Source organism: Bradyrhizobium sp. ISRA436, from assembly GCF_029910015.1.
Classification (GTDB): Bacteria; Pseudomonadota; Alphaproteobacteria; order Rhizobiales; family Xanthobacteraceae; genus Bradyrhizobium.
In genome coordinates, this window is the sequence record NZ_CP094519.1 from 1,998,181 (window position 1) to 2,012,271 (window position 14,091).

The window sequence follows — 14,091 nt, forward strand, 5'->3', positions numbered from 1 at the left end:
GAATCGCATCACGATCTCATCTCTTTGTTTGAGTTTGAGCATGGTGTCCGCGCAAACGCTCCACGTTTGTCGCGAGGGGAAACCGCTTCACACTTTGCGCTAACGCGGTCCTCCGGGTCCGGATCATGCTGTAGGTGGTTTCGGTTCTGGTTTGAATCCGTCGCGAAGCGCTGGAGCTTCACGCGTTTCATCACGCGACCCGGCCTCCGCCTGCGCTCCGGCCTATCAACGGTGCTGGAGAATATTGACCAGCCGGCCGAATGGATCGCGGACGAAGAAGCGCCGCACACCCCATGGCTCGTCCGCCGGTCCATAGTCGATCCTGATGTGGGCCGCCGTCACGCGACGAAGCGCCTCGTCGAGATCGTCGACCTCGATCGAGAGATCGGGCACCGGCGTGCCGGAGCCGCCTTCGGATGCGATGCTGATTTGAGCCTGCATCGTTTCGGATGAGCCGTGGGTCGCAATCCAACCGAAATCCATCAGCGGCTCGAGCCCGAGGATATCCCGATAGAATCGTCCCGCTGCCGCCACGTCGGTGGCGGCAATGTTGGCGACGATGCGTTTGACTTTCATGCTGGTGTCCGCGCCGTGACAGGATCGCCTGCTTGATAGCATGGCAGCGATCCGGCCGCGGAGGCCAGCGAAATGATCACGCCTGCTGGCGCGTATCGACCTGCTGCGGCCTGACATCGGCCGGCACGGCCGGCGTGGCGCGCGAGCGGAAATAATCCAGCACGAAGAGACGGATCGCCGAGGAAAGGTTGCCCTGCTGGCGATTGCTGTCGATCTCGCCGACCAGTTCCGACAGCGTCATGTTACGAAGACCGGAAATCTCCTTCATGCCGTTCCAGAACGCCTCTTCGAGGCTAACGCTGGTCTTGTGTCCGGCAACGACGATCGAACGCTTGACGACGGGAGATTTCATGACGCTTCTCCGCCATCGATGTGATGCTGATCGAACAGGCGCGCACTGCGCTCGGTGAGAAACTCGTCGCGCGCGCGTTCGGCCTTGGTGCGGCCAAATAGCGCACGGTTGGCGTCGGCCTGCTTTGCTGCTTGTTCGCGCTCGTTGCGCTTCCTGAATCGTTTCAAGTTGACCACGTCGCCCATGCTCGTCCTCATCGTCCCTTCATCCGAATTGGTGATGCATCGTGACGAAAGCAAGAGTGGTCGCGCTGTGCGCCTGGCTCGATATCCATCCAGAATCCCCGTTTTGATGCTTCGTGATAGCACCAAAGAATCGGTTTCGCTCTGCGAAAACTTGACGTCTGTCTGCTGTACCATGCGTCAGCGCAGAGCTGATAGATCACCCGCCTTAGTCTTTAGGCGTTATGATTCATAATTATATCACGCGCGCCGGCCGTAATTCCCCGGGCTCATCGCCGCTCACTCACCCCGGATGTGTCATTTTGTCCGGCTGTACGAGGCGATCAAATTCATCTGCAGATACAAAGCCAAGCCGCAGGGCTTCTTCCTTCAACGTCGTTCCGCGCGCATGCGCGGCCTTCGCGACCTTGGCCGCGTTGTCGTAGCCGATCTTCGGCGCGAGCGCCGTCACCAGCATCAGCGAACGCTGCATCAATTCGCTGATGCGCTTTTCGTCTGCGCGTATGCCGACAACGCAATGCTCGGTAAACGAACGAACGACGTCGGACAGCAATTGAATGGAATTCATCATACAATATGCCAAAATGGGCTTGTACACGTTTAGCTCGAAATGCCCCTGGCTGCCGGCGATCGTGATCGCGGTCTCATTGCCGAACACCTGGCAGCAGACCATGGTCACCGCCTCGCACTGGGTCGGGTTCACCTTGCCCGGCATGATCGACGAGCCCGGCTCGTTCTCGGGAAGGATCAATTCGCCGAGACCCGAGCGCGGGCCCGATCCGAGGAAGCGGATGTCGTTGGCGATCTTGAACAGGCCGGTCGCCACCGAATTGATCGCGCCGTGCACCAGCACATAAGCGTCGTTCGAGGCCAGCGCCTCGAACTTGTTAGCGGCACTGGTGAACGGCAGCCTGGTGATCTTGGCGACATGCCCGGCAAAGGTCCTGGCGAATTTCGGCTTCGAGTTCAGCCCGGTACCGACGGCGGTGCCGCCCTGCGCCAGCGGAAACAAATCCCTCACCGCCACGCGCAGTCGCGCGATGCCGCTCTCGACCTGTGCAGCGTAGCCGGAGAATTCCTGGCCGAGCGTCAGCGGCGTTGCGTCCTGGGTGTGCGTGCGTCCGATCTTGACGATCCTGGCGAACGCCTTCTCCTTCTTGCGCAACTCGCGATGCAGTTCGGTCAGCGCAGGAATCAGGTCGGCGACGATCCGCGTCGCGGCCGCGATGTGCATCGCGGTCGGGAATGAATCATTCGACGACTGGCTCATGTTGACGTGATCGTTCGGATGGATCGGCTTCTTGGCGCCGAGCTCGCCGCCGAGCATCTGGTTGGCGCGATTGGCGATCACCTCGTTGAGGTTCATGTTGGTCTGCGTGCCCGAGCCGGTCTGCCAGACCACCAGCGGGAAATGATCGTCGAGCTTGCTCTCGATGACCTCCTTGGCGGCGCGGATGATGGCGCCGGCGCGTCGCGCATCGAGCAGGCCGAGCTCGCGATTGGTCATCGCCGCCGCGAGCTTGACGATGCCGAGCGCATGGACAATCGCAATCGGCATCCGGTCGTGGCCGATCCTGAAATTCTGCCGCGAGCGTTCGGTCTGCGCGCCCCAGTAGCGGTCGGCAGGAACATCGATCGGACCGAAGCTGTCGGTCTCGCTGCGGGTGGTTGCCTTGGATTGCGTGGTCGATCGGGCCATGGATGCTTTCCGTTACGTCGTCAGCGCATGAGCCGGCAGTCGGCGCCGGCCTTCGCGCGCGATGACGCGAAGCATCGGCGCGAGGTCATGCTCATGCTGAAGATAATCCGTGATGACGATCCGTCATCCCGGTCTTCGCAAGCATCCTACAAGGTCGAGGATCGGTCTGTGTCTAGATTATTTCTTGCGGAAACGATCGAGCCGCACCACCTCGGCGCCTTCGCTGGGCTTCGTCGGCTCTTCCTCGGTCTCGGCCGCATTGGTGTCGGCCGCTACGCGGGCAGGTTGTGCAGGAACGGGGCTCACCGGCGGCGCGGCCGGCAGCTGGGATGGAGCGGCTTCGGCCACCGCATCCGAGGCGTCGAACTGCAGGTCGAACGGCGCGGACGGATCGAGGAAGCGTGTCACGGCGGCGAAGGGCACGGTCAGCCGCTCGGGGATTCCGCCGAACGACAGGCCGACCTCGAACCGATCCTCCGTCACCACCAGGTCCCAGAACTGGTGCTGCAGGATGATGGTCATCTCCTCCGGATATTGCGCGAGCAGCCGCGGCGAGAGCTTCACCCCGGCGGCGGTCGACAGGAAGGTGATGTAGAAATGGTGCTCGCCCGGCAGGCCATGTTCGGCGGCGTCGGCCAGGACCTGGCGCAGCACCCCGCGCAGCGCATCCCGCGCCAGCACGTCATATCGGATGTGATCGGTCGCCATGGTAATCCTGTCGCTTTCGAAAATCGCCGCTCTCAAGGGGAGTGGAGCCGTCCGACTCGCCCTCTTGGGGCCATGCTACCCCGCCGGGAGCCGGAAATCAGCAGGGGGCACTTGATAATGCGTGCGGAAACACGCGGCCAAAAATGAAGTGGAGGCTTCTGTTGCCAGGTGCCTCCGGACCCCGCCTAGCGGAGCTTAACCCACTAGGACTTTAAGATGGTCTTTCAAACTGCGTTACGCAGCCTGAGCAACCGGAGCAAAGTTGTCGTTGGCAACTATTGCAATGGCCCGATGTCGGCGGAACCATACCGAGAAAAAACACGCCCTTTACGCCCTCGTCGATCCTATTTCGCCCCCGCCAAAAGCCACCTGACGATGGACTTTGGTGGAGGCGCCGGGTACCGCCCCCGGGTCCGAATGGTTTATTGCGACGGTCATTTATTTCCATAGCCGGCGAACCGGCACCCCCAATATAGGCGGCGGGGGCGGAGAAAAACAGAGGCGATTCAGGCCGTTCAGGTGTGAAAACCGGCCAGATTGGGGTTGGCCGGCGTCCGGACGCCGTTCTAGATTTCGGCCATGCCTCCGGATTCCTCTCCGGTCGCCGCCCCGGCGCCGGACGCTTCTCAGCCGTGTCAGCCCAGCGAGCCCGGCCTGCTCGAGCTGTTCCTTGCCTTTGCCAAAATGTCGCTCGCCGGCTTTGGCGGGGTGCTGGTCTGGGCCCGGCGGGGCATCGTCGAGCAGCACCGTTGGATGACGGCGGAGGAATTCAACGAGACCTTCGCGCTCTGCCATTTCCTTCCCGGTCCGAACATCGTCAACCTGTCGGTGGTGTTCGGCTCGCGGTTTCGCGGCATCGCGGGCGGGCTCGCCGCCTTCGCCGGTCTGGTCGGCCCGCCGCTCGTGATCGCGACCGTCCTCGCCGCACTTTATGCGCGCTACGGCGAGATCGATGCACTGCGCCGCACGCTGGCCGGCGTGTCCTGCGCGGCCGTCGGACTGCTGTTCGCGGTCGTCTTCAAGATGATGATGCCGCTGCTCAGGCGGCGCGACGTCGTCGGCCTCATCGTCATGGCCGCGGTGTTCGCTGCGATCGGGCTGATCCGATGGCCGATGCAGAGCGTGCTGCTGGTCGCGATTCCGCTCAGTCTTGCGATCACGATCCTGACGCGCCGCAGGGTGAAGGCATGAGCGCAGATCCCAATCCGACCGCAACGCTGCTCTGGACCTTCGGTCTGATGTCGCTGTTTGCGGTCGGCGGCGCCAATTCGGCGATTCCGGAAATGCATCGTGCCGCGGTCGACGTGCATCACTGGATGACCGACAAGCAGTTCACTGATGTCTTCGCGATCTCGCAATTGTCGCCGGGACCGAACGTGCTGATCGTGACGCTGATAGGCTATTCTGTCGCAGGGGTCGCCGGAGCATTGGCCGCGACCGTTGCGATGTGCGGACCGACCGCACTGCTTGCTTATTATGTGAGCCGTTTCCTCGAACGATCGCGTCATTCGAGCTGGCCCGCGATCCTGCAGGCGGCGTTGGTTCCGCTGTCGATCGGGCTGATGGCGGCGAGCGGACTGATCGTGGCGCAGACATCAGACCAAAGTTGGATCGCTGCCCTGATCACGATTGTCGCAGCCGCGCTTGCCTTCGCGACACGGGTCAATCCGCTCTGGATATTGCTTGTTGGCGGCATTTTTGGTTTTGCTGGCGTTGTCTGATGAAAATCGCTAGCAAGGCGTCGGGTCAGCAACACAAGCCATCCAATCAGATCGGGCGGGAAAACCCTGCCGGGGGAGCGAAATCATGAGTGACACGCCGAGCCAGGCGCCAGTCAAATCCATTTTGCCGAAATGGGTGCGTGGACCGCAGGACTTTGTCGGCGGCATCGCCCTGATGGCGCTCGCCGTGTTTGCGCTGTGGGCGTCCAGCGATCTGCAGGGCATGCACGGCTTCTCGTTCGGTGCCGGCACGGCGCCGCGCATCTTCGCGGTGCTGCTGTTGCTGCTTGGGGCCGGCGTTGCGTTGATGGGAATCGTCAAGGAGGGGCCGGCCATCGCAGCCTATTCCTGGCGCGGACCGCTGTTCGTGGCGCTGTCGATCCTGTTCTTCGCCATGGCGATCAGGCCGCTCGGGCTTGTCGTCTCGGCCTTCTCGAGCTTCCTGATCGCGGCGCTCGGCTCGCATGAGACGAAGTGGCTCGAGGCCATCATCGTCGGCGCGTGCCTGACGCTCGGCTGCGCGCTGCTTTTCCCTTACGTGCTGGGACTGCCGATGCCGATGTTCCCGCGCTTCCTGATCCAGTGAGGACGTGATGGAACTCTTTGCCAATCTCGCACACGGCTTCGCCGTCGCCTTCTCGCCGATCAACCTCCTGATGTGCCTGATCGGCGCGCTGGTCGGCACGCTCGTCGGCGTGCTGCCGGGCATCGGAACTATCGCGACGGTCGCGATGCTGCTGCCGATCACGTTCGGCCTGCCGCCGGTCGGCGCGCTGATCATGCTCGCCGGCATCTATTACGGCGCCCAATATGGCGGCTCGACCACCTCGATCCTGGTCAATATTCCCGGTGAAGCGACCTCCGTCGTCACCGCGCTCGACGGCCATCAGATGGCTAAGCAGGGCCGTGCCGGCCCGGCGCTCGCGATCGCCGCGATCGGCTCGTTCTTTGCCGGCTGCGTTGCCACGGTGCTGATCGCGGTGTTGGGCGCGCCGCTGACCAAGCTCGCACTGGCGTTCGGTCCGGCCGAATATTTCTCACTGATGGTGCTCGGCCTGATCTTCGCGGTCGTGCTCGCCAAGGGCTCGGTGCTGAAGGCGATCGCGATGATCGTGTTCGGTCTGCTGCTTTCGATGGTGGGATCCGACATCGAGACCGGCGCCTCGCGGATGGCGTTCAACATTCCCGAGCTTGCCGACGGTCTCGGCTTCGCCACGGTGGCGATGGGCGTGTTCGGCTTCGCGGAGATCATCCGCAATCTCGACCATGGCGCCGAGATGAACCGCAATCTGGTGCAGCAGAAGATCACCGGGTTGATGCCGACGCGAAAGGACATTTCAGATTCCACGCCTGCAATCCTCCGCGGCACCGTGCTCGGGTCGATCCTCGGCATTCTGCCGGGCGGCGGCGCCGTGATCGCCTCGTTCGCAGCCTATACGCTGGAGAAGAAGCTTGCGAAGAATCCGTCACGCTTCGGTCGCGGCGCGATCGAGGGCGTGGCGGCGCCGGAGAGCGCCAACAATGCCGCGGCGCAGACCTCGTTCATCCCGCTGCTCACGCTCGGCATTCCGCCGAATGCGGTGATGGCGCTGATGGTCGGCGCGATGACCATTCATGGCATCGTGCCGGGCCCGCAGGTGATGCAGAAGCAGCCCGATCTGGTCTGGGGCATGATAGCCTCGATGTGGATCGGCAATCTGATGCTGATCATCATCAACCTGCCGCTGGTCGGCATCTGGGTCCGCCTGCTGCGCGTGCCGTATCGGCTGATGTTCCCGTCGATCGTAATCTTCTGCTCGATCGGCATCTATTCCGTGAACAACGCGCCGGTCGACGTCATTCTGGCAGGCGTGTTCGGCCTGGTGGGCTACTGGCTGATCAAGCACGATTTCGAGCCGGCGCCGCTTCTGCTCGGCATGGTGCTCGGACCACTGATGGAGGAGAACCTGCGTCGCGCACTTCTGATCTCGCGCGGCGACTGGAGCGTATTCGTGTCGCGGCCGCTGTCGGCGGTGCTGCTCGCGATCGCAGGCGGTCTCCTGGTGCTCGCGGTGCTGCCGACGCTGCGCGCCAAGCGCGACGAGGTGTTCGTGGAATCGGAGAGCTGATCGCAGGTCGGCCTGCGTCCGCGCGCCGCAGGCGGAAGTCGAGTAGACTTTCGCTGCAGCTTCATGAAATGGAAATGCCGGCCCGATCGGGCCGGCATTTTTGTTGCTTGGACGTTCCAAGGGGGATTCGAGATGATGTCCATTCGCTCGCTCGCGGGCGCATGCCTTGCCGCGTTCGCCTCGCTATGCGTGGTCGCCGCGCCCGCCTCGGCGCAGAATTACCCGACGCGCACCATCACCATGATCGTGCCGTTCGCGGCCGGCGGTCCGACCGACGTCATCTCGCGCATCGTCACCGCCAACATGGCGCAGACGCTCGGGCAGAGCATCGTCATCGAGAACGTGGTCGGCGCCGGCGGCACCACGGCCACCACGCGCGCCGCGCGCGCCGCCAATGACGGCTACACGCTGATCACCGGGCACATGGGCACGCACGCCGCCTCGGTGCCGCTCTATCCGAAACTCGCCTATCATCCGGAGAAGGATTTCGAGCCGGTCGCGCTGCTTGCCGGCACGCCGATCCTGATCCTTGCGCGCAAGGATTTTCCGCCGAAGGACCTCAAGGAATTCGTGGCTTACGTGAAAGCCAACGCCGAGAAGGTCAACGCGGCGCATGCCGGCGTCGGCTCGGTCTCGCACGCGTCGTGCGAACTGCTGAACTCGATCCTCGACGTCAAGCCGGTCGGAGTTCCCTTCAACGGCACCGGTCCGGCGATGAATGCGCTGGTGGCGGGCCAGGTCGACTATATGTGCGACCAGATCGTCAACGCGGTGCCGCAGATCAACGCCGGCACCATCAAGGCCTATGCAATCGCCACGCCCGAGCGCAACCCGTCGCTGCCTAACGTGCCGACCACGGCCGAAGCCGGTCTGCCGGCCTACCAGGCCCAGGCATGGAACGCGATCTTCGCGCCGAAGGGGACGCCGCCGTCAGTCATCGCCACGCTGAGCGCGGTGGCCACCAAGGCGCTCGACGACGAGGCGGTGCGCAAGCGGCTGCTCGAGCTCGGCAGCGTGATCCCGGCGCCCGCCAACCGCACGCCGGAGGCGCTGGCAACCCTGGTAAAGAGCGAGATCGCGAAGTGGACGCCGGTCCTCAAGCCGGCACTTAAACCAGCACAATCAAGCGGATAGGGTGGGGCGGAACACTGGTTCCGCCCCTTGTCGTTTGCCGGGGAGGTGCTCATTTTTCGGGGTATAATCGGTGCAATCAGCCGAATCGGCGTGTCGATCGGCGGCCTCGGCCGCTAAATTCGCCGCTTCCTGGAGCCTTTCCGTTCCGATTGAATCGGAACAGGGCTCCAGATCCTAGGGTTCAGACTCAATTGATCCAATAGGCGACGATGGCGGCGAGGTGCACGGCAGCCAAGAAGTTTCTGGCAAGTTTGTCGTAGCGAGTTGCGACACGCCTGAAGTCCTTGAGGCGGCAGAAACAGCGCTCGATGACGTTGCGTCCCTTATAGGCGCGTTTGTTGAAGCTGTGGAGGATGACCCTGTTGGATTTGTTTGGAATGACGGGCTTGGCACCACGATCGACGATTTCGGCGCGAAAGCCGTCGCCGTCGTATCCTTTGTCGCCGATGAGGGCAGACATGGGTGGCGCGAGTTCCAAAAGGGCCGGCGCGGCGGCAATATCTGCGTCCTGGCCTGGAGTGAGATGAAATGCGCAAGGTCTGCAATCAGGGTCGCTCAGCGCGTGGATTTTCGTGGTCCGCCCGCCGCGCGAGGAGCCGATCGCCTGTTCATGCTCCCCCCTTTTCCGCCGCTCGCCGAGCGATGCGCTTTGATCGAGGTGGAATCGATGGACAAAGTCACGCCATCCTTTCCGCAGCGGGCGAGCGCTTCAAAGATCGCCTGCCAATGTCCGCGCTTGGCCCAGCGATTAAAGCGATTGTAGATCGTCGTGTAAGGACCATAGTCGGGCGGACAATCGCGCCAGCGTGCGCCGCACTGAAGCATGTGAATGATACCGCTGATAATGCGTCGATCGTCATCGCGCGCCGGGCCAGTCTGGTTCGTTGGCAGATGCGGCTTAATCTGAGCCCACTGCTTGTCGTTCAGCCAGAACAGCCCCTTGCGCACCTAACTCCCCCGTGCCGAATCAATCCAACGCGAGGGAATCAGAAATCGCTAATTAGGTACAGACCCTAGCTTTGACGCGTTTTCTTTACGCGAACCGGTATCCACTTCGCTTGAAAACGCTCTGAAGGGCCCGAAACAGACGCCATGAACCAGTATCACGACTTGCTCGAACGCATCCTCGCCGATGGCGCGAAGAAGCACGACCGCACCGGCACCGGTACGCTGTCGATCTTCGGCCACCAGATGCGCTTCAACCTGTCGGCCGGTTTCCCGATGCTGACCACCAAGCGGCTGCCGCTGAAGGCGATCGTGCACGAGCTGTTGTGGTTCCTCGCCGGCGACACCAACATCAAATATCTCAACGACAACGGCGTCACCATCTGGGACGAATGGGCCGACGCCAATGGCGATCTCGGCCCGGTCTATGGCTCGCAGTGGCGGTCGTGGCCCGCGCCGGACGGACGCAGCATCGACCAGATTGCCAACGTCATCGAGATGATCAAGCGCAACCCGGACTCGCGCCGGCTGATCGTCAGCGCCTGGAATCCGGCCGAGGTGGACAAGATGGCGCTGCCGCCGTGCCACTGCCTGTTCCAGTTCTATGTCGCGGGCGGCAAATTGTCGTGCCAGCTCTATCAGCGCTCCGGCGACGTCTTCCTCGGCGTGCCCTTCAACATCGCTTCCTACGCGCTGCTGACCATGATGGTCGCGCAGGTGACCGGCCTGAAGCCCGGCGACTTCGTGCATTCGCTCGGCGATGCGCACCTCTACTCGAACCATATCGAGCAGGCGCGCCTGCAGCTGACGCGGCCGACGCGGCCGCTGCCGACGATGAGGATCAATCCCGACGTGAAGGACATCTTCGCGTTCCGTTACGAGGACTTCAAACTCGAAGGTTACGACCCGCATCCGCACATCAAGGCCGAAGTCGCGGTGTGAGGCATTGAATGTCTCTCGCCATCCGCCGCGCGCGGCCTGATGAGGCCGGACTGGTCTTCTCGCTGGTCCGCGAGCTCGCCGAGTACGAAAAGCTGCTGCACGAGGTTCGCGCCAGCGAGGCCGACATTGACGCCGCGCTGTTCGGCCCCAATCCGCGGTTGTTCTGCGACATCGCGCAATGGAACGGCGAGCCCGCCGGCTTCGCGGTCTGGTTCGTCAATTTCTCCACCTTTGCCGGCAGCCACGGCATCTATCTGGAGGATCTGTTCGTGCGGCCGGCACTGCGCGGCAAGGGGATCGGCAAGGCATTGCTCGTGCACCTCGCGAAGGAGTGTCTCGCCAACGGCTGGTCACGCCTGCAATGGGCGGTGCTCGACTGGAACGCGCCGTCGATCGCATTCTACAAATCGCTTGGTGCCGAGCTGATGGACGAATGGACTATTTGCCGCGTCTCCGATACGGCGCTCGCGGCGCTGGCGAAGGGAGCACGTTGATGGAGATCGTGCTCGTCGTTGCGGTCGCCGAGAACGGCGTGATCGGGCGCGACAACGCAATTCCGTGGCGGCTGAAATCCGACCAGCAACGTTTCAAGGCGATGACCCTGAACAAGCCGGTGGTCATGGGGCGCAAGACATTTGAATCGTTGCGCAGGCCGCTTCCGGGACGGACCAACATCGTGATGACGCGCGATGCCCATTACCAGGCACGAGGGGCCGTCGTGACGACATCGTTCGAGAACGCCCGCGGCGTTGCTCATGGCGACGCGCTGCGGCGTTCGGCCACTGAGATCGCCGTCATCGGCGGCGCCGAGATCTATGCGCAGTGGATGGATGTCGCCGATCGCCTCGAGATCACCGAAGTCCACGCCAGGCCCGAGGGCGACACGCGGCTTGACATCATTGACGCGAAGGAGTGGGAAGAGGTCGCGCGTGTGCGAAATCCGGCAGGGCCGGAGGACAGCGCCGACTTCTCCTATGTGACATATCGTCGGCGCGGCCGACGTTAACCAATGTTTGCATTGACAATTGTGCCCCGGGGCATAGCTCGTCCCGCCAGGAAGCTTGCGTTGTAAGGGCCCCGACGGTCCCCTATAACCGGGCCGGACATTCGAGCCCGGGCGTCGCCGTCCGGACTTGCCGAGGAGATATTTGATGCCGTGGAAAAATCAGGGCGGGGGTCCGTGGGGCTCGGGTCCGAAAGGGCCATGGGGCTCGGGTCCGCAGTCGGTCGGGCCAAGGCCGCCGGATCTTGAGGACCTGCTGCGCCGCGGCCAGGACCGGCTGCAGCAATGGCTGCCCGGCGGGCATTTCAGCGGCGTCGGCATCGCGCTGATCCTGGCTGCCGTGCTGGCGATCTGGTTCGCGACCGGCATCTTCCGTGTTCAGTCCGAAGAACTCGGCGTGGTGCTGCGTTTCGGCAAGTATGTGCGCGATGCACAGCCGGGCCTTAGATATCACCTGCCGTATCCGATCGAGACCGTGCTGCTGCCGAAGGCGCTGCGCGTGAACACGACCTCGATCGGCATGACCTTGATCGACGATCCTGCCCGGCGCGGCCGCACCATGCGCGACGTGCCGGAGGAGAGCCTGATGCTGACCGGCGACGAGAACATCGTCGACGTCGATTTCACCGTGCTGTGGCGCATCAAGCCGGGCGGGGCCGGCGCATTCCTGTTCAACATCCAGAACCCCGAGGGCACCGTGAAGGCGGTTGCCGAAAGCGCGATGCGCGAGGTGATCGGCCGCTCCGAGATTCAGCCGATCCTCACCGGCGCGCGGACTCAGACCGAAACAACCGTGCAGGAGCTGATGCAGAAGACGCTCGACACCTACGGTGCCGGCATCCAGATTGCACAGGTGCAGATGCAGAAGGTTGACCCGCCGGCACAGGTCATCGATTCATTCCGCGATGTGCAGGCGGCGCGCGCCGATCTCGAGCGCGCGCAGAACGAGGCGCAAACCTACGCCAACCGCGTCGTGCCCGAGGCACGCGGCCGTGCCGCGCAGATCATCCAGGCTGCCGAAGGTTACAAGGAGCAGGCGGTCGCCGAGGCCAGAGGCCAGAGCGCGCGCTTCCTGAAAGTCTATGAAGAGTACAAGAAGGCCCCCGAAGTGACGCGCGAACGCATCTATCTGGAAACCATGGAGCACGTGCTCGGTGGCGCGGATAAGCTGGTTTACGACGGCGGCAAGGGCCAGAACATTGTGCCCTATCTTCCCCTCGGTGAACTGACGACGCGGCGCCCGGCAGCGCCGGCCACGACCGGGCAGCAGCAGGGAGGCTCGCGATGAGGTCCCCCGTTGCGGGCATTGTGGCCCTAATTGTCCTGTTCGTCGTGATAATCGTTGCCTATAGCTCGATGTTCACCGTGCAGCAGACCGAGCAGGCTCTCGTGGTCCGGTTCGGCAGGCCGGTCGCCGTCATCACCGAGCCCGGTCTGAACTTCAAGGTTCCGTTCACCGACAGCGTCATCTCGATCGACAAGCGCATCCTCGATCTTGAAAACCCGTCGCAGGAAGTCATCGCGTCGGACCAGAAGCGGCTGGTGGTCGATGCCTTCGCCCGCTACCGCATCAAGGACGCGCTGCGCTTCTACACCAGCGTCGGCTCGATCCAGGCGGCCAACCTGCAGCTCACCACGCTGTTGAACGCGTCGCTGCGCCGCGTGCTCGGCGAAGTCAACTTCATCGCGGTGGTCCGCGACGAGCGTGAGAAGCTGATGTCGCGGATCCGCGAGCAGCTGGACAAGGAGGCCGACGGTTACGGTATCCAGGTTGTCGACGTGCGCATCCGCCGCGCCGATCTGCCGGAGCAGAACAGCCAGGCGGTCTATCAGCGCATGCAGACGGAGCGCCAGCGCGAGGCGGCCGAGTTCCGCGCCCAGGGCGCGCAGAAGGGACAGGAGATCCGCTCCAAGGCGGATCGCGAGGCAACTGTGATCGTCGCCGAGGCCAATTCGACCGCCGAGCAGACGCGCGGCGCCGGCGATGCCGAGCGCAACCGCCTGTTCGCCGAAGCCTACGGCAAGGATCGGGACTTCTTCGCGTTCTATCGCTCGATGACGGCCTATGAGAATGGCCTGCGTTCCAGCGACACGCGTTTCCTGTTGCGGCCGGATTCGGAATTCTTCAAGTACTTCGGCAGCGCGAACGGCAAGCCGCCTGAGGCGGCGGCCGCCGCGCCGAAACAGTAACGCCACAAGGCTGCGATGCGAGTGACGCGTCGCCGCCATCATAGAAAAACAAGCATGAAGCGGGAGGCTGCGATCCGATGAGGTCCATAGCGTTCGGCGACTTCCTCATCGGGTTGGGAATCCTGTTCGTGCTTGAAGGCATCCTGTTTGCCGCAAGTCCGGCCTGGATGCGCCGGGCCATGAAGAGCGCGCTGGACACGCCCGACAATATCCTGCGGGCCGTCGGCATCGGCTCGGCGGTCGGCGGGCTGATCCTGATCTGGCTGGTGCGCCGATAAAGCGTCAATCATCCTTCCAGGATATCCGAAGCACGACCGCAAATGCGGATCGGGGAACTTCGGGACTCCTCAAGAGCGTAATTGCGCGCCTGGTCTCGCCCGTCGGACCGTCCCGGAATGACAACGAATGACAACCAAGCTCTACGCAATCGTGAGCCTCCTGCATCCGGTTTTTCGCCGAAATGGCAAGCTGAGATGCTTGCGCCGCGCGCCTGTTCAGGCGCAGTCTGTGACCAACGATTTTGACCCGTTT

17 protein-coding genes and 1 other RNA gene are annotated in these 14,091 nt (G+C 63.1%); 11 read left to right on the forward strand and 7 right to left on the reverse strand.

Annotated elements, in window-relative coordinates; all coding sequences use genetic code 11:
- Positions 1–225 precede the first annotated feature (225 nt).
- The 6 genes from MTX23_RS09425 to ssrA all read right to left on the reverse strand — a co-directional run bounded on the left by MTX23_RS09425 (position 226) and on the right by ssrA (position 4,019).
- Positions 226–576 carry a VOC family protein gene (locus MTX23_RS09425; protein ID WP_280976360.1) on the reverse strand — a complete coding sequence of 117 codons (351 nt, stop codon included), beginning with the start codon at positions 574–576 and terminating at the stop codon, positions 226–228.
- A 76-nt stretch (positions 577–652) separates the two neighbouring features.
- On the reverse strand, positions 653–928 hold the full coding sequence (locus MTX23_RS09430; RefSeq protein WP_066499077.1) for a ribbon-helix-helix domain-containing protein: 276 nt from the start codon (positions 926–928) through the stop codon (positions 653–655).
- Positions 925–1,113, reverse strand: coding sequence for a DUF4169 family protein (locus tag MTX23_RS09435; RefSeq protein ID WP_280976361.1), 189 nt, complete (start codon positions 1,111–1,113; stop codon positions 925–927). Before MTX23_RS09435 ends, MTX23_RS09430 begins: the two co-directional genes overlap by 4 nt.
- A gap of 280 nt (positions 1,114–1,393) precedes the next feature.
- Positions 1,394–2,809 carry a class II fumarate hydratase gene (gene fumC / locus MTX23_RS09440; protein ID WP_280976362.1) on the reverse strand — a complete coding sequence of 472 codons (1,416 nt, stop codon included), beginning with the start codon at positions 2,807–2,809 and terminating at the stop codon, positions 1,394–1,396.
- A gap of 177 nt (positions 2,810–2,986) precedes the next feature.
- Positions 2,987–3,517 carry a ClpXP protease specificity-enhancing factor SspB gene (locus MTX23_RS09445; RefSeq protein ID WP_280976363.1) on the reverse strand — a complete coding sequence of 177 codons (531 nt, stop codon included), beginning with the start codon at positions 3,515–3,517 and terminating at the stop codon, positions 2,987–2,989.
- 147 nt (positions 3,518–3,664) lie between these two features.
- Positions 3,665–4,019, reverse strand: a transfer-messenger RNA (tmRNA) gene (ssrA, locus tag MTX23_RS09450).
- Positions 4,020–4,096: 77 nt separating this feature from the next.
- On the opposite strand from ssrA, the gene MTX23_RS09455 reads away from it, so the two are divergent.
- The 5 genes from MTX23_RS09455 (at position 4,097) to MTX23_RS09475 (ending at position 8,480) form a co-directional block, all read left to right on the forward strand.
- The gene (locus MTX23_RS09455) at positions 4,097–4,708 is read left to right on the forward strand and encodes a chromate transporter (protein ID WP_280976364.1); all 612 of its coding nucleotides are present in this window, start codon (positions 4,097–4,099) and stop codon (positions 4,706–4,708) included.
- A complete protein-coding gene (locus MTX23_RS09460) occupies positions 4,705–5,238 on the forward strand; it encodes a chromate transporter (protein ID WP_280976365.1) in 534 nt (177 codons plus the stop codon). Before MTX23_RS09455 ends, MTX23_RS09460 begins: the two co-directional genes overlap by 4 nt.
- Before the next feature lie 85 nt (positions 5,239–5,323).
- A complete protein-coding gene (locus MTX23_RS09465) occupies positions 5,324–5,824 on the forward strand; it encodes a tripartite tricarboxylate transporter TctB family protein (protein WP_280976366.1) in 501 nt (166 codons plus the stop codon).
- A 7-nt stretch (positions 5,825–5,831) separates the two neighbouring features.
- The gene (locus tag MTX23_RS09470; RefSeq protein ID WP_280976367.1) at positions 5,832–7,346 is read left to right on the forward strand and encodes a tripartite tricarboxylate transporter permease; all 1,515 of its coding nucleotides are present in this window, start codon (positions 5,832–5,834) and stop codon (positions 7,344–7,346) included.
- A 132-nt stretch (positions 7,347–7,478) separates the two neighbouring features.
- Positions 7,479–8,480 carry a tripartite tricarboxylate transporter substrate-binding protein gene (locus tag MTX23_RS09475; RefSeq protein WP_280976368.1) on the forward strand — a complete coding sequence of 334 codons (1,002 nt, stop codon included), beginning with the start codon at positions 7,479–7,481 and terminating at the stop codon, positions 8,478–8,480.
- Between the two features lie 187 nt (positions 8,481–8,667).
- Here the strand turns inward: MTX23_RS09475 and MTX23_RS09480 are convergent.
- A protein-coding gene (locus MTX23_RS09480; RefSeq protein ID WP_280972083.1) for an IS5 family transposase occupies positions 8,668–9,428 on the reverse strand; the annotation gives its coding sequence in 2 pieces (ribosomal slippage) (positions 8,668–9,095 and positions 9,095–9,428; 762 coding nt in all).
- Between the two features lie 144 nt (positions 9,429–9,572).
- On the opposite strand from MTX23_RS09480, the gene MTX23_RS09485 reads away from it, so the two are divergent.
- From MTX23_RS09485 to MTX23_RS09510, 6 genes are all read left to right on the forward strand, one after another.
- Positions 9,573–10,367, forward strand: coding sequence for a thymidylate synthase (locus MTX23_RS09485; RefSeq protein ID WP_280976369.1), 795 nt, complete (start codon positions 9,573–9,575; stop codon positions 10,365–10,367).
- A gap of 8 nt (positions 10,368–10,375) precedes the next feature.
- On the forward strand, positions 10,376–10,861 hold the full coding sequence (locus MTX23_RS09490) for a GNAT family N-acetyltransferase (RefSeq protein ID WP_280976370.1): 486 nt from the start codon (positions 10,376–10,378) through the stop codon (positions 10,859–10,861).
- Positions 10,861–11,373 (forward strand): dihydrofolate reductase, encoded by a 513-nt coding sequence (locus MTX23_RS09495; protein ID WP_280976371.1) that lies wholly within the window; start codon positions 10,861–10,863, stop codon positions 11,371–11,373. The genes MTX23_RS09490 and MTX23_RS09495 overlap by 1 nt, the downstream gene beginning before the upstream one ends.
- Positions 11,374–11,518: 145 nt before the next feature.
- The gene (gene hflK, locus MTX23_RS09500; RefSeq protein WP_280976372.1) at positions 11,519–12,658 is read left to right on the forward strand and encodes an FtsH protease activity modulator HflK; all 1,140 of its coding nucleotides are present in this window, start codon (positions 11,519–11,521) and stop codon (positions 12,656–12,658) included.
- A complete protein-coding gene (locus MTX23_RS09505; protein WP_280976373.1) occupies positions 12,655–13,560 on the forward strand; it encodes a protease modulator HflC in 906 nt (301 codons plus the stop codon). Before hflK ends, MTX23_RS09505 begins: the two co-directional genes overlap by 4 nt.
- Positions 13,561–13,637: 77 nt before the next feature.
- Complete coding sequence (locus MTX23_RS09510) at positions 13,638–13,838, forward strand: DUF2065 domain-containing protein (RefSeq protein ID WP_280976374.1); 201 nt, start codon at positions 13,638–13,640, stop codon at positions 13,836–13,838.
- Positions 13,839–14,091 lie beyond the last annotated feature (253 nt).